The organism is Mesorhizobium sp. CO1-1-7 (genome assembly GCF_020164885.1).
Taxonomy (GTDB): Bacteria; Pseudomonadota; Alphaproteobacteria; order Rhizobiales; family Rhizobiaceae; genus Mesorhizobium; species Mesorhizobium australicum.
The window spans coordinates 181,861-201,069 of sequence record NZ_JAIUHA010000007.1; the positions used below are offsets into that span (position 1 = coordinate 181,861).

Annotated in this window: 14 protein-coding genes; 9 read left to right on the plus strand and 5 right to left on the minus strand. The window is 62.4% G+C overall.

The features are described from left to right. Positions 1-3: 3 nt before the first annotated feature. Positions 4-822: a DsbA family protein gene (locus LB516_RS17090; protein WP_140792535.1), complete on the minus strand. Its 819-nt coding sequence runs from the start codon at positions 820-822 to the stop codon at positions 4-6. A gap of 69 nt (positions 823-891) precedes the next feature. After that, on the minus strand, positions 892-2,286 hold the full coding sequence (locus tag LB516_RS17095; protein ID WP_224720036.1) for a M48 family metalloprotease: 1,395 nt from the start codon (positions 2,284-2,286) through the stop codon (positions 892-894). Between the two features lie 147 nt (positions 2,287-2,433). Between LB516_RS17095 and LB516_RS17100 the strand changes: the two genes are divergently transcribed. Next, on the plus strand, positions 2,434-3,582 hold the full coding sequence (locus LB516_RS17100; RefSeq protein WP_224720037.1) for a pyridoxal phosphate-dependent aminotransferase: 1,149 nt from the start codon (positions 2,434-2,436) through the stop codon (positions 3,580-3,582). A gap of 4 nt (positions 3,583-3,586) precedes the next feature. Next, positions 3,587-4,534, plus strand: coding sequence for a glutaminase (locus tag LB516_RS17105; protein WP_224720038.1), 948 nt, complete (start codon positions 3,587-3,589; stop codon positions 4,532-4,534). 94 nt (positions 4,535-4,628) lie between these two features. Here LB516_RS17105 and LB516_RS17110 read toward each other — a convergent pair whose 3' ends face one another. Then, positions 4,629-7,562 carry a ribonuclease E/G gene (locus LB516_RS17110; RefSeq protein ID WP_224720039.1) on the minus strand — a complete coding sequence of 978 codons (2,934 nt, stop codon included), beginning with the start codon at positions 7,560-7,562 and terminating at the stop codon, positions 4,629-4,631. 649 nt (positions 7,563-8,211) lie between these two features. On the opposite strand from LB516_RS17110, the gene LB516_RS17115 reads away from it, so the two are divergent. The 7 genes from LB516_RS17115 to LB516_RS17145 all read left to right on the plus strand — a co-directional run bounded on the left by LB516_RS17115 (position 8,212) and on the right by LB516_RS17145 (position 16,490). Beyond that, complete coding sequence (locus LB516_RS17115) at positions 8,212-9,489, plus strand: N-acetylmuramoyl-L-alanine amidase (RefSeq protein WP_224720040.1); 1,278 nt, start codon at positions 8,212-8,214, stop codon at positions 9,487-9,489. 214 nt (positions 9,490-9,703) lie between these two features. Further along, positions 9,704-12,148, plus strand: coding sequence for a penicillin-binding protein 1A (locus tag LB516_RS17120; protein WP_015318030.1), 2,445 nt, complete (start codon positions 9,704-9,706; stop codon positions 12,146-12,148). A 124-nt stretch (positions 12,149-12,272) separates the two neighbouring features. Beyond that, positions 12,273-13,404, plus strand: a protein-coding gene (gene prfB / locus LB516_RS17125) for a peptide chain release factor 2 (protein ID WP_015318029.1) whose coding sequence is annotated in 2 segments (ribosomal slippage) — positions 12,273-12,338 and positions 12,340-13,404 — 1,131 coding nt in all. Because the reading frame shifts where the segments join, the coding sequence is not laid out codon by codon here. A 590-nt stretch (positions 13,405-13,994) separates the two neighbouring features. Next, positions 13,995-14,363: a hypothetical protein gene (locus tag LB516_RS17130; protein WP_224720041.1), complete on the plus strand. Its 369-nt coding sequence runs from the start codon at positions 13,995-13,997 to the stop codon at positions 14,361-14,363. Between the two features lie 115 nt (positions 14,364-14,478). Then, entirely contained in the window at positions 14,479-14,847 is a 369-nt protein-coding gene (locus LB516_RS17135) for a GFA family protein (protein ID WP_224720043.1), read from the plus strand. Between the two features lie 133 nt (positions 14,848-14,980). Then, complete coding sequence (locus tag LB516_RS17140) at positions 14,981-15,631, plus strand: OmpA family protein (RefSeq protein ID WP_015318025.1); 651 nt, start codon at positions 14,981-14,983, stop codon at positions 15,629-15,631. A gap of 253 nt (positions 15,632-15,884) precedes the next feature. Then, positions 15,885-16,490 (plus strand): hypothetical protein, encoded by a 606-nt coding sequence (locus tag LB516_RS17145; RefSeq protein ID WP_318011821.1) that lies wholly within the window; start codon positions 15,885-15,887, stop codon positions 16,488-16,490. A 153-nt stretch (positions 16,491-16,643) separates the two neighbouring features. On the opposite strand, the gene LB516_RS17150 is transcribed toward LB516_RS17145, so the two are convergent. Further along, positions 16,644-18,227, minus strand: coding sequence for a DEAD/DEAH box helicase (locus LB516_RS17150; protein ID WP_181173048.1), 1,584 nt, complete (start codon positions 18,225-18,227; stop codon positions 16,644-16,646). Between the two features lie 192 nt (positions 18,228-18,419). Beyond that, a complete protein-coding gene (locus tag LB516_RS17155) occupies positions 18,420-19,193 on the minus strand; it encodes an NAD kinase (RefSeq protein ID WP_224682436.1) in 774 nt (257 codons plus the stop codon). Positions 19,194-19,209: the final 16 nt, after the last annotated feature.

Consider the following 19,209-nt stretch of genomic DNA (forward strand, 5'->3'; position numbering starts at 1 on the left):
CGCTCAAAGCGCGGCTTTCGCCGCCTCGATCTTTTCGGCAAGCACTTCCTGCCCGAGCGCCCCGAACACGACCTCGTTGCCGACGACGTAGGACGGGGTTCCGGTGATCTGCAGTTTGTTGGCAAGATCGTAAGTTTTGGTGAAGGCCTCGGTGATCGATGGGTCCTTCATCTTCTCGTGCAATGTCGCCTCGTCGGCGCCGAGCGAAAGCGCGATCTTGATCGCGGTTGCCTCGGTGGCGCGCCCCTGGCCGCCGAGCAGCGCATTGTGGAACTCGCCGTATTTCTCCGGCATCATCAGGTGAAACGCCATCGAGACGACGCTCGCCTTCTGCGAATCCGGGCCGAGGATCGGGAATTCCTTGAGCACGAAACGCAGGTCCGGATCGGACTTGGTAAGCGCCCGCATGTCCTCGATGGCGCGTTTGCAGAAGCCGCAATTGTAGTCGTAGAACTCGACGATCGTGACCTTGCCGTTCGGGTTGCCGACGACGCCGTCGAAGGTGGAATTGAAGATCTGGTCCTTGGCGTTCTTGATGACGCCCAGTGCCGCGAGCCGCTGTTCCTCCTTCTGCTTGGCCTCGAGCGCGTCCTGCACTTCCAGCAGCACTTCCGGATTCTTCAGGAGATAGTCGCGGATGATTCCCTCGACCTCGGTGCGGTCGATTTTGGTATCGGCCGCCGTCTGGACAGGCTGAGCCGTCTGGACAGCCTGTGCCGTTCCGGCCTTCGCAACCTGCGGACTGCCGGCCACAAAACCGAAAGCCAGCATGGCAAGGGCGACCGCAACCCCCGTGGTGCCCAGCAGCAGTGCCTTTTTCATCGTTGTCGTTCCTTCTGCCTGTTTTCCGGTCTAGCTGTGTCGCAGCACGCGGCCGGAAGGTTCATGAGATTACTGGCTCTTGCCTGACGATTTGTAGTTTATGATGTCCTGGGCGCGTATCCAGCGCGGCTCGCCGCGCTTCATCTGCTGTTGCGCCCGCATCGCGAAGATCTTGGCATCCTTGTAGTTGCCGGAATAGAAATGGCCTTCGGCGGTGGCAAGCTCCGCGCCCGGTATGTCTCCCAGCTCCCCGTAAGCCTGCGCCAGATAACGATATCCGGTGGAGTTTTCCTTGTCGCGGCCCAGGCCATTGTTGATCTGCACGACAGCTTTCTTCAGCGAGTCTGGCGTGCCGACCGCCATCAGCGCCTGGCCAAGCGAGACAGGCAGCAGGCCGGACCGTGCCGGGTCGAGGCTGACCGCTTTGGAATAAGCGTCGGCAGCATCCGCGGGCTTGTTGGCTTTCATCAGAATATCGCCGAGCAGCTCCTGGAAGTAGGCATTCTTGGGCTGCGCCTTGATCAGGGCGTTGGTCTTGGTGAGCGCCGCGGCGATGTTGCCGTAGAGATAGGCCGACTGGGCATCGCCATACAGCGCCGCCATGCTGCCCCGCATCTTTTGCATCAGCCGCGTCGCGGCGGCCTGGCCTTCCATGTAGACGGCAATCTTCACCCGCATCATGTCGTGGCGCTGCTGCAGTGCCGGCGCGTCGATCTTGTCGACATTGGGGCTCTGTTTGACCAGCACCTCGAGGTTGGCGATGCGGTCCTGCGGCATCGGGTGGCTGATCCGGTAGGGATCGACCTGCGCGCCCGACAGCGATAGCGCGGTCTGGAAGCGGTGGAAGGTCTTCAGCATGCCCATGCCGGACTGGCCGGTGGCATTGAGATAGGTGATGGCCGAGCGGTCGGCCGTGATTTCCTCGGTGCGCTGATACGCGAGGATGCTGCGCTGCGCCATCTCGCCGCCGCCGGCCGCCACGCCCATGCCGGCGCCGGCAAGGCCGCGGCTGTTCGTGGTCGCACCGGCAACGATCGCGCCGGCACCGAGCAAGGTGGCGATGATGGCCATGGTCTTGGCGCGTTCGAGCTGGTCGCGCAGTTTCTGCTGGTGGCCGCCGGCGATATGCCCGGCTTCGTGTGCGATGACGCCGATGATTTCGTTCGGCGTCTCAGCCGTCATCAACGCGCCGGTGTTGATGAACAGCCGGCGCCCGGTGACGAAGGCGTTGAAGCTGGAATCATTGACCAGCACGATGTCGATGCCATCATTCGCCAGCCCGGCGGCCCTGAAGATCGGCCGCGCATAATCGCGCACCAGGGCTTCGATCTCGGCGTCGCGGACCACTGGCACGCCTTGGGCGAAGGCGGTCTGCGAACCCGCAACCGCAACCGCGGCGCCAAGCGAAACCGTTGCGAAGACACGCGCTGCCCGGGCAATCGTCGATCTGGGTCGGCTCAACATAATGTGTCCACTGGTAGACGAGCGGGCGAAAGATGAAAAGTCGGCGCCTGAAAAACTTCCTCAACTTGTGATCCTCACATCAATCGGGCATTTGTGCGGCGCATGCGTCAGGACCTGGCGCGCTCAATCCTCGGGACAGGGGTAAAAATGGTCGTTTCGCTCTCCCATCGCGGCAATGTCGAGCCGTTCCACGCCATGGATGTGCTGGCCGAAGCGAACCGGCTGAGGGCTCAGGGCGTGCCGGTGATCTCCATGGCGGTCGGCCAGCCATCCGATCCTGCGCCGGCTCGGGTCCGTGCCGCCGCCGCCAAGGCGCTGGAGAATGGACGCATAGGCTATACCGACACCTTGGGTCTGGCCTCGCTGCGCAAGGCGATCGCCGGGCACTACGCGGATCATTATGGCCTCGATGTCGACCCCGGCCGGATCGCGGTAACCACCGGATCGTCGGCGGCCTTCAATCTCGCCTTCCTGGCGATGTTCGACCCGGGCGACCGGGTCGCCATCGCCGCGCCCGGCTACCCCGCCTATCGCAACATCATGGCCGCTCTTGGCATCGATGTGGTCGAAATCGAGCTCGGCGACGCGGCTTATCTGCACGCTGGCCATCTGGAAGCCGCGCATCGCGAGGCGCCGCTGAAGGGCGTGCTGTTCGCAAGTCCGGCCAATCCGACGGGCGCCGTCATCTCAGCCGACGAGCTGGCGACGCTGGTCACCACGGCGGAATCGCTCGGCATCGCCGTCATTTCCGATGAGATCTACCATCGGCTGGCCTATGGCGCCCCCGACACCACGGCACTCGCCTTCAGCGACAGCGTGACGGTGATCAACTCCTTCTCGAAATACTACTGCATGACCGGCTGGCGCATCGGCTGGATGGTTTTGCCGGAAGAACTCGTGCGGCCGGTCGAGCGCATCGCCCAAAGCCTCTACATCTCGCCGCCGGAGCTGTCGCAGATCGCCGCGATCGAGGCTTTTGCCGCAACCGAGGAACTGGAGGCGGTGAAGGGACGCTATGCCTGGAATCGCGAGCTCTTGATGAAGCGTTTGCCGGAGCTGGATTTTCCCCTGGCGGCGCCCATGGATGGCGCCTTCTATGCCTTTTGCGATGTCACCCGGCACAGCAACGACAGCATGGTCTTCGCCCGCAGGATGCTTGCCGAGGCGCATGTTGCAGCGACACCCGGCCGCGACTTCGACACCCGGGCGGGGCATCGCACGATGCGGTTTTCCTACGCTGGCAGCCACGACGACATGGTCGAGGCGATGGCGCGCATCGAACGCTGGTTGAGGTAGCGTCATGCCGGAACTCGAACAGGCCCCCAAACTTGATCAAGCATTGGCGGAAGTCGCGGCGGAAATGGCGGAACGCACCGATCGCGGCGATGTCGCGACCTATATTCCCCAACTGGGCAAGGTCGACCCGAAGAAATTCGGCATCGCGGCCGTTACCAATGATGGCCGCACGCTCGTGGCCGGCGATGCCGACCAGGCGTTTTCGATCCAGAGCATCTCGAAGGTGTTCACGCTGACGCTGGCGCTCGGCAATGTCGGCGATGCGCTGTGGAAGCGGGTGGGGCGCGAGCCCTCCGGCAACCCGTTCAACTCGATTGTCCAGCTCGAGCATGAGAACGGCATTCCGCGCAATCCGTTCATCAATGCCGGTGCCATCGTCATTTCCGACATCCTGCTTGCCGGTCACCAGCCGCGCGAGGCGATCGGCGAGATACTGCGCTTCATCCAGTTCCTCGCCGACGACGAGACGATCATCATCGATCGCGAGGTCGCGGCTTCCGAACGTGCCACTGGTTACCGCAATTTCGCGCTCGCCAACTACATGAAATCCTTCGGCAATCTCCATCATGCGCCGGAACTGGCGCTGGGCGTCTACTTCCACCATTGCGCCATTGCCATGAGCTGCCGGCAATTGGCAATGGCCGGCCGCTTCCTCGCCAATGGCGGCAAGAACCCGGCGACCGGGCATTCCGTGGTGTCGGCGGAGCGGGCGCGGCGCATCGGCGCCATGATGCTGACCTGCGGCCACTATGATGGCTCTGGCGATTTCGCTTTCCGCGTCGGCATCCCCGGCAAGAGCGGCGTTGGCGGCGGCATACTGGGCATCGTGCCGGGTGTCGCCTCGCTCGCCGTCTGGTCGCCCGGCCTCAACGCCAACGGCAATTCCAAGCTGGGTTCGATCGCGCTGGAAAAACTCGCCAGGATGATGAACTGGTCGATCTTCGCGCCTTAGAAACGTGACCTGCCGATAAGAAAAATCCCGCGCCGTTCATTTCGATCGGCGCGGGATTTTTTTGTCGAAGATTCAATTCAACGATTTGAAAAGCTTAGAAAAAGCCTTTCCGCTGCCACCAGCCGGCACGCTTCGGCTTTTCTTCGGTCTTGACTTCAGGCTCATCAGCGACGGTCGAGGAAACCACCGGTACGACAGGCGTATCAGCGGCTGCCGCCTTGCGGCGGGATGGCCGAGCCTTCGGCGTCTCCTCGGCGGCCGCTGCCTCGTCCGATGCCGTGGCTGGCGTTTCGGCGGGTGCCTGCACGGCCAGGTCCGCGGTCGGCTCATCGGCGACGGCTTCGGCGGCCGCCTTCTTCGGCTTGGCTGCGCGACGCGGTTTCTTGGGTTTCTCGGTGCTTGGCACCTCGTCGCTCACGGTAGCCGCGGGTTGTTCGACGGCGGTGGCAGCCACCGGCTCGATCGACACAGGCTCGCTTAGCGAAGCGTCCGCTTCGGCGGGCTCGGTCGTTTCGCCGGCTTCCGCCTCGGTCTCGCCTTCACCGTCTTCGCGACGGTTGCGCTTGCCGCCGCGCTTGCCGCGCCGACGCTTCTTGCCCTGGCCATCGTCGGGCGCTTCCGCCGTTTCGACGGTCCCGGTTGCGGCGACCGCAGCCTCGTCGTCCACCTCGGCATCGCCATGGTCCGCAGCGCCTTCCGGCGCGGAGAAACCGTCATCGGACGTGGCGAGGGAAGCGCCGTCGGTCGGGGCGCCATGCTCGCGGTCGCGGTCCTTGCCGCCACGCCGCCTGCGGCGCTTGCGGCGTTTGCGATCGCGGCCTTCGCCGTCCTCGCCGGATTTGGGCTGCTGATGCTGCGGCTGTTGGGCGTGGCGCGGCTGTTCGGCCTGGGCCGGCGCCTCGTCTTCCTCCTCGGCGACGATGATCTCGTCCTCGGGCTCTTCCGGCTCGACATAGGCCGGCAGGCTGCGCACCTCGACGAAACCTTCCGGCTTTTCGGCCAGCGCGCCGCGGAAGATCGCGTAGTGCTGGGCACCGACCGCATCGTCTGCCTCGATGGTGATCGTCAGGCCGAAGCGGCTTTCCAGTTCCACCAGCGTGCCGCGCTTGTGGTTCAGCACGTAGAGCGCGGTCGCGGCCGGCGTGCGCACCGTGATGTGGCTTCGCGAATCCTTGAGCAGGAACTCCTCGATTGCCCGTACCACCATCAGCGCCACCGACGAATCGGACCTGACATGGCCGGTGCCGCCGCAATGCGGGCACGGCTTCATGGTCGATTCCAGCACGCTGGCGCGGATGCGCTGACGCGACATCTCCATCAGGCCGAAATGCGAGATACGGCCGACCTGGATGCGAGCACGATCGTTCTTGAGGTGATCCTTCAGCCGCTTCTCGACGGAGCGGTTGTTGCGGTTCTCCTCCATGTCGATGAAGTCGATGACGATCAGGCCGGCAAGGTCGCGCAGCCTGAGCTGGCGGGCGACTTCCTCGGCTGCTTCCAGATTGGTGTGGAGCGCGGTGTCCTCGATCGAGTGCTCCTTGGTGGAACGGCCCGAATTGACGTCGATGGCGACCAGCGCTTCGGTCTGGTTGATGATGATGTAGCCGCCGCTCTTCAGCGTCACTTGCGGCTGCAGCATGCGGTCGAGCTGCGCCTCGATGCCGTTGCGCACGAAGATCGGCGTCGTGTCGCGGAACGGCTGAACCACCTTGGCGTGGCTCGGCATCAGCATGCGCATGAAATCCTTGGCCTCGCGATAGCCCTCTTCGCCGGAGACGAGAATCTCGTCGATGTCCTTGTTGTAGAGGTCGCGCACCGAGCGCTTGATCAGGCTGCCTTCCTCATAGACAAGGGCAGGGGCCGTGGACTGGAGCGTGAGATTGCGCACGTTCTCCCACAGCCGCATCAGATATTCGTAGTCGCGCTTGATCTCGGCCTTGGTGCGGCTCTCGCCTGCGGTGCGCAGGATGACGCCCATGCCTTGCGGCACTTCGAGATCGGCGACGACCTCCTTGAGGCGCTTGCGGTCGACCGCGCTGGTGATCTTGCGCGAAATACCGCCGCCGCGCGCCGTATTCGGCATCAGAACGGAATAGCGGCCGGCGAGCGACAGATAGGTGGTGAGCGCCGCGCCCTTGTTGCCGCGCTCTTCCTTGACGACCTGCACCAGCAGGATCTGCCGGCGCTTGATCACTTCCTGGATCTTGTACTGGCGGCGCACCGGCTTGCGGCGATTGCGCACTTCCTCGAGCGCGTCCTCGGCGCCGACCGATTCGATCTCATGATCGTCCGGATGGGAAGAGGATACTTCCTCCAGCATGCCGCGATCATTGTCGGTGGAGGTGGCTTCGCTGCCCTGTTCGGCATGCGGGATGGGCTCGGAAATCACGTCGCCTTCGACGGACGCGGCGATCGACTTGGGGGGGCCGTCGTTGGTCTCGCCTTTATCCTGTTCGGAAGAAACCTCGTCCTGTTCGGATGCGTCGGCGTATTCCGAGGCGTCGGATGCGTGTTCCGTGGTCCCGGAAACGTCAGCCATGTTCTCGGCGACAACGTCCGGGCCATTGTCATCTGGCCCATTGTCGTTGTTTTCGTCTGCCTCGCCGGATTCGGCCGCGCCGGCATCGCGCCTGTTTTCACCACGGTCGCGGGGCTTGCCGCCGCGCCGGCGACCGCGCCGTCCACGATCCCGGCTCTGGCGATCATCGCCTTCGCCGTCCTCGTTCTCTTCGTCCTCGGCCTCCTGCGCTTCCGCGCGCAGCAGTGCCTGACGGTCGGCGACCGGAATCTGGTAGTAATCGGGGTGTATTTCACTGAAGGCGAGAAAACCGTGACGGTTGCCGCCATATTCGACAAAGGCTGCCTGAAGGGAAGGTTCGACGCGCGTTACACGGGCGAGATAGATATTTCCTTTGAGCTGCTTCTTGTCCTGGGATTCAAAGTCGAATTCTTCGATACGGTTACCGCGTATGACGACTACGCGTGTTTCCTCCGGGTGGGAGGCGTCTATCAGCATTTTGTTGGGCATTATTTCGTTTCCTCCCGGCAGCCGTCAGCCGCAGCTTGCAAGGCAAAGCCCGCTGCTGCGTTTCTGGTGTGTGGGTGCCGGATGTCTGAATGTCCGCCGGACGCTGCGTGCGTGTCATGGCGGTGCCGCCCGCAGCCATATTGGCGCGGTTTGATGCGGACCTTTCCATGATTGCGCTTGAAGCCATCGTCACCAGCAGAACCTTTTGAACCAAAGCCCGGAAACCGGACCAGCTTGTTTGCTCATACAGAGCCGGCGCGGGAACAAACCCGGCCGTTTTCCTCACGCAGGCGATTCCCCCGCCACGGGAGCACACCTGCGAAATTCGTCGCAATCACCTGAAGCCTTTTCGCGTGAAGCGAAAGGAGCCGCCTTTCATCTGACCCTGTAGCAGGAAGCTGCGGAGGAGGGCGGTTCCAGGATTGCAGTGATCCACCATCGCTTTTATGATTTGGCGGGTTGGAAGGCAACCCCGATTTCCGATGCCGGCAAAAAGCAGTTCCGTAGCGTAAGCCTGGCCCCGTCCTTGCGTGAAAAGGCTTGGTTAACCTTCTCTGGATACCAATCGTTAATCGAGCTCGCGGCCTAACCGGCATGTTGACGAAACGAACCGGCGCCTGGCGCCAAACCGGGAGCGACTGGAAGAAAGATGGGACTGGCGGACTTCACAGACAAGGGATGTCGTGTTGGCGGCCAGGTTCTCCGTGCCTTCTGTCTCCTGCTGCTGGTGGCGATTTCCCAAGTCTTTTCCCCTGTAGCCTTTTCCATGGTTGCCAATGCGGCCGACGCTCCGCTCATGGCCAAGGGCTACAAAATGGCCGGCGATGCCACCAAGATGCGCATCGTCATGGATTTCGATCGCGAGCCTGACATCAAATGGTTCCTGCTGCGCGGACCCAATCGCCTTGTCATCGATCTTGCGAACACCCGATTTGCCATCGATGCCAAGGATCTGAAGCCGCGTGGCCTGGTCAAGGGCGTGCGGCTCGGCGAGCTCGGCGAGGGCGTCTCGCGACTGATCCTCACCGGCAAGGGGCCGTTCGCCGTCGACAAGCTCGATGTGCTCAAGAACGAGGACGGAACCGGCTACCGCCTTGCCGTCGACATGTCGGCGGCCTCCGAACGTGAGTTCGACGCCGCTCTTGCCAATCAGGCGCTGACCACCGGTTCCACGGTTTCGACCGACAAGGGCGGCCGGGTCGGAACCGGGCCTGTCTCCAATCCAGGCCACCGATTCACCGTCGTCATCGACCCCGGCCACGGCGGCATAGACGGCGGTGCCGAAGGGTTGAACGGCACCATCGAGAAGAACGTCACGCTGGCCTTTGCCACGGAGCTGCGCGACAAACTCGCGGCCGCCGGCCGATACGATGTCTTCATGACCCGGGATACCGACGAATATCTGCGTCTGGACGACCGCGTCCGCATCGCCCGCCAGCATGAGGCCGATCTTCTGATTTCGATTCATGCCGACACGATCAGCGTCAAGGGCATCCGCGGCGCCACCGTCTATACCGTTTCCGACAAGGCCTCCGATCCGGAAGCGCAGGCGCTGGCCGACCGTGAAAACCTGTCCGACCAGTTCGCCGGCATGGTCATCAAGAACGACAGCAAGGAAGTGACCGACATCCTGATCGACCTGATCCGGCGCGAGACGCACACCTTCTCGATGAGTTTTGCCCACACATTGGTCGGTCAGCTGTCGACCAGCGTCGGCCTTATCAACAATCCGCAGCGTTCGGCCGGGTTCAAGGTGCTGAAGGCCCCCGACGTGCCGTCCGTGCTGGTCGAGCTCGGCTATCTCTCCAATGCCAAGGACGAGGCGCAACTGCTTGACGCCGAGTGGCGCGGCAAGGCAGCGCAAAGCATCACCAATGCCGTGGCATTGTTCGCTTCCGCGCGTGCCGGGGCTGGAACCGGAGGTTGACAATGCCCGGCGGCGCCTGCAACCAGAGGCGGCGTTGCGCGATGACAACACCCTGCGCTTTTATTTCGGGCTTGCGGCTGCGAAATCAGGCCTTGCCGTATTTTGTCCACATGGTGGCGACATGGGTTTTCGATTACGGGTTGGGACCGGCTCGAAAGCTTGCGTGAAAGGCGGCTTCGTTTAGGAAATTCCCGAACCAAGGACTGGAGCGGGTATGATTCGTCTCATTGGCTATTTCTTCGGCATAGGCACGACGCTGGCCCTCCTGGCCGCGGCGGGCGTTGCCCTCTACATCGGCCATGTAGCGAAGGATCTGCCTGACTACGAAGTGCTGGCAAAGTACGAGCCTCCGGTGACCACCCGCATCCATGCCTCGGATGGCGCGCTGATGGCCGAGTACGCGCGGGAACGGCGCCTGTATTTGCCGATCCAGGCTATCCCGGATCGCGTCAAGGCTGCCTTCCTGTCGGCTGAGGACAAGAACTTCTACAGCCACCCCGGTGTCGATATAACGGGATTGGGCAGAGCGGTTATCACTTACGTTTCGGGTGGCCCCATGCAGGGCGGCTCGACGATCACCCAGCAGGTTGCCAAGAACTTCCTGCTCACCAACGAGCGTTCCCTGGAACGCAAGGTCAAGGAGGCCATCCTCTCGTTCCGCATCGAACAGGCCTATTCCAAGGATCGAATCCTCGAGCTCTATCTCAACGAGATTTTCTTTGGCTTCAACGCCTATGGCGTTGCCGGTGCGGCACTGACCTACTTCGATAAATCGGTGAACGAGCTGACCGTGGCCGAGGCCGCCTATCTGGCATCGCTCCCGAAAGGTCCGGCCAACTACAATCCCTTCAAGCACGCCGACCGGGCAATTGAACGGCGAAACTGGGTCATCGGCCAGATGGTCGAGAACGGTTACGTGACGCCTGAAGAGGGCGCAAAGGCGAAGGCCGAGCCGCTTGGCGTTGCTCCGCGCCGCAGCGGCTCCTACCTTTTCGCCGGCGAGTATTTCACGGAAGAGGTTCGTCGGCAGATCATCGCCCGCTATGGCGAGAACGCGCTCTATGAGGGCGGGCTGTCGATTCGCACCACCCTTGACCCGAAGGTCCAGCTCATCGCCCGCAAGGCGATGCAGAATGGATTGATGAAATACGATACTTTGCGTGGCTATCGCGGGCCGTTGAAGACGATCGACGTCTCCGGTGACTGGGGTGTGCCGCTGGGCGCCGTCAAGGGACTGGAAGATGTTCCCGAGTGGTCGCTGGCCGTCGTGCTCGACAGTTCGGCGTCCGGGCTGTCGATCGGCCTGCAGCCCGCACGCCAGGCGTCGGGCGATATCGTGAAGGAACGCGTCGAAGGCACCGTCAGCAAGGAAGACATGGGCTTTGCCATGCGCCATGTGGTCGACGGCAAGACGGTCAAGGCCAAGTCACCGGCCGACGTGCTGAAGCCGGGCGACGTCATCTTCGTCCAGAAGAACGACGGCTCCGACAATACCTACAGCTTGCGCCAGGTTCCCGAGGTGGAAGGCGGACTGATCGCGATGGATCCGCACACCGGCCGCGTGCTGGCCATGGTCGGCGGCTTCTCCTATTCGCAGTCCGAATTCAACCGCGCCACCCAGGCGATGCGCCAGCCGGGTTCGTCATTCAAGCCCATCGTCTATTCGGCCGCGCTCGACAATGGCTATACCCCGGCCTCGGTGATCATGGACGGACCGATCACCATCCAGAGCGGCAACACCACCTGGACGCCGAAGAACTATGACGGCACCGTCGCCGGGCCGGCAACGCTCCGCTCCGGCATCGAGAAGTCGCGCAACCTGATGACGGTGCGGCTTGCCAACGACATGGGCATGAAGCTGGTCGTCGAATATGCCGAGCGCTTCGGCGTCTATGATCATCTGGCGCCATATCTGCCGATGGCGCTGGGCTCGGGCGAGACGACCGTCATGCGCATGGTTTCGGCTTATTCGATCATGGCCAATGGCGGCAAGTCGATCAAGCCGTCGCTGATAGACCGTATCCAGGACCGCTACGGCAAGACCGTGTTCAAGCAGGACGAGCGTGGCTGCGAAGGCTGCAACGCTCCTGAATGGAAAAACCAGCCCGAGCCGGAACTGGTCGACAATTCCGAGCAGGTGCTCGATCCGATGACCGCCTACCAGATCACCTCGATGATGGAGGGCGTCGTCCAGCGCGGCACCGGCGCCACAATCGGGGAACTTGGCCGCCACATCGCCGGCAAGACCGGCACCACCAACGACGAGAAGGACGCATGGTTCATCGGCTATACGCCGAACCTCGTGGTTGGGCTCTATATGGGCTACGACACGCCGCGCGGCCTCGGCCACGGTGCCACCGGCGGCGGTCTTGCCGCCCCGATCTTCAAGGACTTCATGCGTGTGGCGCTGGACGGCACGCCCAATGTCGACTTCAAGGTGCCTGACGGCATGAACCTGATCGCCATCAACCGCAAGACCGGCATGCGCTCCTCCTCGGGCGATGCGGGCACCATCATCGAGGCTTTCAAGCCGGGCACCGGCCCCGCCGACAGCTACTGGGTGATCGGCATGGGTGCCGATGGCTCCAACGCCTCGGGCGGCGCGCTGTCGCCGCAGGCCAACCAGGCCATCCAGGACGGCGGCGGCGGCCTTTACTGACGAATTCACGCGTCCAGTTGGGCCAGCCTCCGGCTGGCCCATTTCGCTTTACACATGGCGGCACCGTCCCTATGTATCGCGCCGACCGAAGCGTCATTTCAGCAACAGGACAAAACATCAGGCCATGCGCGCGGAAACGCAGAATATCGTCGACGAGATCAGGCAGGCGATAACCCTGCTGAGGAGGCATCTTTGACTGGGATCAGGCCATAAAGCGGCTTGAATACCTGAACGTGCGGGCCGAGGACGCCAGCCTCTGGAACGAACCGCTGGAAGCGCAGAAGCTGATGCGCGAGCGCCAGGGCCTCGAGGAAGGCATCGCGGCGGTCAAGGGCCTGACCCAGGCGTTGGAAGACAATATCGGTCTCATCGAGCTCGGCGAGGAAGAGGGCGACGAAGGCGTCGTCGCCGAAGCCGAAGCCGCGATCCGTTCGATGCAGGGCGAGGCCAAGGCCCGACAGGTGGAAACGCTGCTCTCGGGCGAAGCGGACGCCAACGACACCTATCTCGAAATCCATGCCGGCGCCGGCGGCACCGAGAGCCAGGATTGGGCCTCGATGCTATTGCGCATGTACACGCGCTGGGCCGAGCGCCGCCGCTTCAAGGTCGAGGTGCTGGAAGTGCATGACGGCGAAGAGGCGGGCATCAAGTCCGCGACCTTGCTGATCAAGGGCCACAATGCCTATGGCTGGATGAAGACCGAATCCGGCGTCCACCGCCTGGTGCGCATCTCACCCTATGACAGCAATGCGCGCCGTCATACGTCCTTCTCCAGCGTCTGGGTCTATCCTGTGGTCGACGACAGGATAGAGATCGACGTCTCCGAATCCGACGTGCGCATCGATACCTATCGTTCATCGGGTTCGGGCGGCCAGCACGTCAACACCACCGATTCGGCTGTGCGCATCACCCATATCGCCACCGGCATCGCGGTCGCCTGTCAGGCAGAACGCTCGCAGCACAAGAACAAGGCCAAGGCCTGGGAAATGCTGCGCTCGCGCCTCTACGAGGAAGAGCTGAAGAAGCGCGAAGCGGTGGCCAATGCCACTGAGGCATCGAAGAGCGACATCGGCTGGGGTCACCAGATACGCTCCTACGTGCTGCAGCCCTATCAGCTGGTCAAGGATCTGCGCACCGGTGTCGAAAGCACCAGCCCCTCGAGCGTGCTCGACGGCGACCTCGACGACTTCATGGAAGCTTCGCTATCGCAACGCATCGAGGGCGGCGCGGGCGAAGCGGTGGCGGATCTGGATTAGGCTGCTTGCGCGGGCAATGATCGCGAGCCGTCGCAAAAGCGGACGTATTGTCGTGCGGCGCCCGGTGTTGGCCTCAAGTGTTCGCCGGTGCGGCGCGACAAGTTCGCGGTGATCGCAAGGGGCCTGATTCTGCTTGTTGCTCTGGTGCGGGAAGCGGCTTTTCTTGCTCCCAAAGCGGGCGCGGCGCATGTTCGCCGTTCGGCCGGCTGCTCATACCTTCATCGGCTGCAGGGCGACTGATTCTCCTTTGCGGACGATCGTCGGCACTGTCACCGGCAATCAAGAGCATGTGATTGGATTTGACCGGCTGGAACCACTCCGGGCCAATCCCGTTGTTTGCATGCCCCGCCTGCCGGGAACTTACCTGGCTTGAATCTCGTCAGCGGTAGCAGTGTGTTGATGGCGTGCGCCCATATCTGGGCGCAGCGGCTTCTTGCGCCGACCAAGGAATCAGCCCAGCATCCAAATGCTGGGAGACAAAAAGCATTTATGGCCGGACGCGGCATATCTGCGACTGATGATCCGGCCACTGGGAAGACACGTTCCGGGAACGGGCAGGCGAAATGCTTGACGCTCGAAAGGAACGTCCCATGTCTGCTGCCATGCCCAGATCGGCCCGAGCCGTTCAACCGGCCGGCCGACTTATGTTTTCTCTGTTGGCCGTCGCGATGTTCGCGCCAGCGGCCTTTGCTCATGACGCCAAGCCCACGGCGGCAAAGCCGCAGGGTTGGAGCTATCCGTTCGCCTGCTGCGCCAACTATGACTGTCGTGCCACGCATACCGGCGAAGTGCTGGAGAAGCCCGAGGGCTACGTGATTGCCGGTACCGGCGAAGTCGTTCCGATGACGGACAAGCGCGTCAAGGACAGCCCTGACGGCGAATTTCACTGGTGCGCTCATCAGGCCGGTCTCGATGCCGGCAAAACGATATGTCTGTTCGTGCCGCCGCGCTCATTTTGAGCCGCGCCGACAGTTGAAGTGCATTGGCGCAAAAGCCTGCTGACGGCCAGTTGTCAGGGTCGCTTCTTTATGGTGCCTTGCCGCTTGGGCGGCGGACAATGGAGAGGTGATAGTCATGGCCATCAAGGGAAGCTGCCACTGCAAGGCGACGATGTTCGAGATGTCGGAAGCGCCGCGGACGGTGACGCAATGCACCTGTTCGTTCTGCTCGAAACGCGGCTCGCTTTGGGCCTACTATACCCCATCGCAGTTCAAGCTCGTCACGCCGCTGAAGAATGTTTCCTTTTATCAGTGGGGCTCAAAAACCGTAAAGCATGGTTTTTGCGCAACCTGCGGCTGCGGTACCTTCACCGAAACGCCGGACTGGTCGACCGGCGAGCCGGATTTCGACAATCCGAAGATCAGCGTCAACGCGCGGCTGTTCGATGATTTCGATCTCGACAAGGTCGAAGTGGTGGTCATTGACGGCAGGAATCTCTGGTAGCCACACCGGGCTGCCAACTGGATAATCGGCAGGCGCTTTTCCCGTTCCGTTTTTCGCCGCATTTCATGCTACAAGTCGCGGCAAGGGCTGATTTGGCGCCATCGTAAGGCGTGACTTGGAGAGGGACCATCCTATGAAGAAGACCGTGCTCGTCGTTATGGCGACGGCTCTGCTCGTGACCGCGTGCACCACCACCGATCCGTATACGGGCGACCAGAAGATTTCCAACACGGCGGCGGGCGCGGGCCTTGGCGCTTTGGCCGGTGCCAGCCTTGGTCTGCTTGCCGGCGGCAATGATCGTCGCAATGCGCTGATCGGCGCCGGCATCGGCGCGCTGGCCGGCGGCGCCATTGGCGCCACTATGGACCAGAACGAGGCGGAACTGCGCCGGCAGCTCGAGGGCACCGGCGTCAGCGTCACCCGCAGCGGCGACCAGATCATCCTCAACATGCCGTCCGACATCACCTTCAACACCGACCAGGACGCGGTGAAGCCCGGCTTCTACCAAGTGCTGAATTCGGTGGCGCTGGTGCTGAAGAAGTTCAAGCAGACCACGGTCGACGTTTTCGGCCACACCGATTCGACCGGTGGCGACCAGCACAATTTCGACCTGTCGCAGCGCCGTGCACTGGCGGTCGCCAATTATCTCTCCGGCCAGGGCGTCGATCAGCGCCGCTTCGCAGTCACCGGATTTGGCAAGACGAGGCCCGTCGCCTCCAACGCCACGGCCGAGGGCCGGGCCCAGAACCGACGCGTCGAGATTCAGCTTTCGCCGCTCACCTGAGCAGGGCCGTGTTTGTCACGCTAAACGGCCCCCAATGGGGGCCGTTTTCATCCAGGCGTATACTGGCGGTGCCAGTTTCGTGACAGCAGTCAAATAAAATTAGCAATATCTAATAAGTTCTTTTCCGCAGCCGTGGAAAGGATTAGCATTGCCGCGTTCCAAAGGGATGGGGCGGTTTAATCGGCCGCGCAATCAACGACTTTGCCGCCGCCTCGGTCTTGCACGGCCAGATCATGAAATCTGGGAGGAATGCATGACAAGAACAGCCAGCCTTGGGCGCTGCGGCGTCCTCGCTTTGACAGGTGTTGTAGGTGCATGGTTGGGCCTCGCCACGGCTCATGCCGAGGACGCCAACAAGGCCGACATCGACGCGTTGAAAAAATCGCTCGCCAAATATCAGGACTACACCGCCGCCGTCCGCGATCTCTATTTGTCGACGGTCGGCTGCGTCTACTACAGCGGAGAAAAGATACCCGGCTCCATGGACTATCCCAAAGGCGCCATGGGCATTCATTTCGTCAATGTTCCAAGCGTCGGCCAGAAACTCGACCCGATGAAGCCAAACGTCCTGATCTACGAGCCGACTAAGAAAGGTCTGAAGTTGGTCGGTGTGGAATGGCTGGTGCCGCTAACCCCGGACATCAAGGCGCCGCCGAAGCTGTTCGGTCAAACCTTCATGGGCCCGATGGAGGGACACTATCCGCTCATCCCGAAGGAGTTCGTCCACTACGATCTTCACGCCTGGCTCGATGACAATCCGAACGGCATGTTCAGTCCGACGAACCCAAGGGTGAAATGCAACAAGGCCGAGTTTCCGATGCTGGAAAAACCGACCAAGATGATGCCCGGGCCGATGTGAACTGGAGCGGATCAGCGTTCGCCTGAATCGCCCCACCTGCTTGTTTCCACGCAATTCGCGACGGAAGAGCGCTACGCGGCTTTTCCTCGAATTGCTGTCGGCTGCAGGGCAAAAAAGAAGGCAAGCCGCCCCTAGGCGGCTTGCTCGCTGGAATCAGACCTTGGCGACGATGCGCATGAAGGCCGGCATGTCATCGCCGAAGCCGACCGTGGCGTCGTTGTCTTCCTGATGGTGGCGGGCAGGGCGGCTGTTGCTGCGCTGCGGCCTGGTGTCGCCGCGCTCAGGGGCGCGCGGCTCATTGCGGTCGGACGATTTGCGCTCGGTGTTTTCCGAGCGGATTGCATCCTTGCGGGCGCGCCGTTCGACAATATCGGCCGTCTCGGCCACATCGGGCTGCTCCTGCGGCTGAGCACCCACGGCCGAGGCATCTTCCTCGCTGTGTCTGCCGCGACGCTCGCCGCTCTTCTTGCGCCCGCCCCTGTCGTTGCGGTCCTCGTCCTTGCGGCCGGCGCGGCGTGGCGCGCCTTTGCCGCGGCGCGGAGCATCGTCCTCGCCTTCGCTGGCAACCACCGTCGACAGGTCGCCGTCATGCCACTCGATCTTGGTCCCGATCAGCCGTTCGATGGCGTCGATATACTTGGTGTCGGACTTGGTCGCGATGGTGAAGGACTTGCCGGAGCGTCCGGCGCGGCCGGTGCGACCGATGCGGTGGACATAGTCCTCGGCATGGATCGGCACGTCGTAGTTGAAGACATGGCTGACATCGGGAATGTCGAGGCCGCGCGCGGCGACATCCGAGGCGACGAGATAGCGCAGCTTGCCGTCACGGAAATTGGCCAGCATCTGCATGCGCGCGCGCTGGTCCATGTCGCCATGCAGCGCACCGGCATCGAAATCATATTTCAGCAGCGAGCGGAACAGCTCCGAAACCTCGATCTTGCGGTTGCAGAAGATGATCGCGTTCTTCAGCTCCGCATCCTCGGCCTTGATCAGGTTGCGCAGCGTTTCACGCTTGTCCCAAGGCTTCGAGCCCGATTTGACCAACCGCTGGATGATGTTGGTGGCCGCCGAAGCGGCCTTGGAGACCTCGACGCGCACCGGCGCATGCAGGAATTTTTCCGTCAGCTTGGTGATCTCTGGCGGCATGGTCGCCGAAAAGAACAGCGTCTGCCGGGTGAACGGGATCATCTCGCAGATACGCTCGATATCGGGAATGAAACCCATGTCGAGCATACGGTCCGCCTCGTCGATGACGAGGATCTCGACGCCGTTGAGCAGCAGCTTGCCGCGCTCGCGATGGTCGAGAAGACGGCCAGGCGTAGCGATCAGCACATCGGCGCCGCGCTCCAGCTTTTTGTCCTGTTCGTCGAACGACACCCCGCCGATCAGCAGCGCGATGTTGAGCTTGTGGTTCTTGCCGTATTTGACGAAGTTTTCTTCGACCTGCGCGGCAAGCTCACGCGTCGGCTCCAGGATCAGCGTGCGCGGCATGCGGGCGCGGGCACGGCCCTTTTCCAGCCGGGTCAGCATCGGCAGCACGAAGGATGCGGTCTTGCCAGTGCCGGTCTGGGCAATGCCCAGCACGTCCTTGCCGAGCAAGGCGTGCGGGATCGCACCAGCCTGGATCGGCGTCGGCTGGAGATAGCCGGCATCGGTGACTGCGGAAAGCACCTTCGGCGACAGGCCGAGGTCTGAAAAGGTCAACGCTTCTTGAGCGATCGTCGTGTCTGAGGACAAGTGTTGCTGTCTTTGGCTGGTTCGGGGAAGCGCAACGTCATTCGTCGCGGCAAGCGCCACGCGCCTGCAAGATTGGTATTGCGATTAGGCGCAAGCCCGCGATTTGTCAACAGAAACGGGTAGGATTGGCGCGATTGTGAAGTTGTAACCTTAATCGCGATGCTTAATCCGGCCTCGTGTCACTGTGCCGGCTCAGTAACGGAACTGTTCGGCCAGGATGCGTTCGTTCCAGGAGTGGTTGGGATCGAACAGCAAAGTCGCGGTGGCCGTTGGCGATTCCCGCACCGTGACCGAGGTCACCGCCTTGACCTCCGTGTGGTCGGCGGCCGCGTTCACCGGCCGCTTTTCCGACTCCAGAATGTCGAAGCGCACGGTCGCCTTGTTGGAAAGCAATGCGCCGCGCCAGCGTCGCGGACGAAACGGGCTGACCGGCGTGAGCGCCAAAAGCGGCGCGTCGAGAGGCAGGATCGGGCCGTGCGCGGAAAGATTATACGCGGTCGATCCGGCCGGCGTCGCGATCATGACGCCGTCGCAGTTCAGTTCCTCGAGCCGTATTTGGTCATCGATGCTGATGCGGATCTTGGCCGTCTGGTAGGATTGGCGCCACAGCGCCACTTCGTTGATCGCCAGTGCCGTGACGTGTTCGCCATCCGAGGTGGTTGCCAGCATCTCCAGCGGGCGGATCGTTTCGGCGACCGCCGCCGCGATGCGCTCGGTGAGCCCCCCGGACCGGTATTCGTTCATCAGGAAGCCGATGGTGCCACGGTTCATGCCGTAGACCTTTTTTCCCGTACCCATCGTGTCGCGCAATGTTTGCAGCAGAAAGCCGTCGCCGCCCAGCGCCACCACGACGGTCGCCTCGGCGACCGAAGATTGGCCATAGCGCGCCGACAGGCTATCCAGCGCCGCCTTGGCGTCTGCTGTGTCGGACGAGACGAAGGCGATGCTGTTGGTGGCTGTGCTCATGGCTCCCCGATCGCGA

Coding starts and splice junctions, on each gene's coding strand:
- LB516_RS17090 (WP_140792535.1), bottom strand. CDS start 822: ATGAAAAAGGCACTGCTGCTGGGCACCACGGGGGTTGCGGTCGCCCTT.
- LB516_RS17095 (WP_224720036.1), bottom strand. CDS start 2,286: ATGTTGAGCCGACCCAGATCGACGATTGCCCGGGCAGCGCGTGTCTTC.
- LB516_RS17100 (WP_224720037.1), top strand. CDS start 2,434: ATGGTCGTTTCGCTCTCCCATCGCGGCAATGTCGAGCCGTTCCACGCC.
- LB516_RS17105 (WP_224720038.1), top strand. CDS start 3,587: ATGCCGGAACTCGAACAGGCCCCCAAACTTGATCAAGCATTGGCGGAA.
- LB516_RS17110 (WP_224720039.1), bottom strand. CDS start 7,562: ATGCCCAACAAAATGCTGATAGACGCCTCCCACCCGGAGGAAACACGC.
- LB516_RS17115 (WP_224720040.1), top strand. CDS start 8,212: ATGGGACTGGCGGACTTCACAGACAAGGGATGTCGTGTTGGCGGCCAG.
- LB516_RS17120 (WP_015318030.1), top strand. CDS start 9,704: ATGATTCGTCTCATTGGCTATTTCTTCGGCATAGGCACGACGCTGGCC.
- LB516_RS17130 (WP_224720041.1), top strand. CDS start 13,995: ATGTCTGCTGCCATGCCCAGATCGGCCCGAGCCGTTCAACCGGCCGGC.
- LB516_RS17135 (WP_224720043.1), top strand. CDS start 14,479: ATGGCCATCAAGGGAAGCTGCCACTGCAAGGCGACGATGTTCGAGATG.
- LB516_RS17140 (WP_015318025.1), top strand. CDS start 14,981: ATGAAGAAGACCGTGCTCGTCGTTATGGCGACGGCTCTGCTCGTGACC.
- LB516_RS17145 (WP_318011821.1), top strand. CDS start 15,885: ATGACAAGAACAGCCAGCCTTGGGCGCTGCGGCGTCCTCGCTTTGACA.
- LB516_RS17155 (WP_224682436.1), bottom strand. CDS start 19,193: ATGAGCACAGCCACCAACAGCATCGCCTTCGTCTCGTCCGACACAGCA.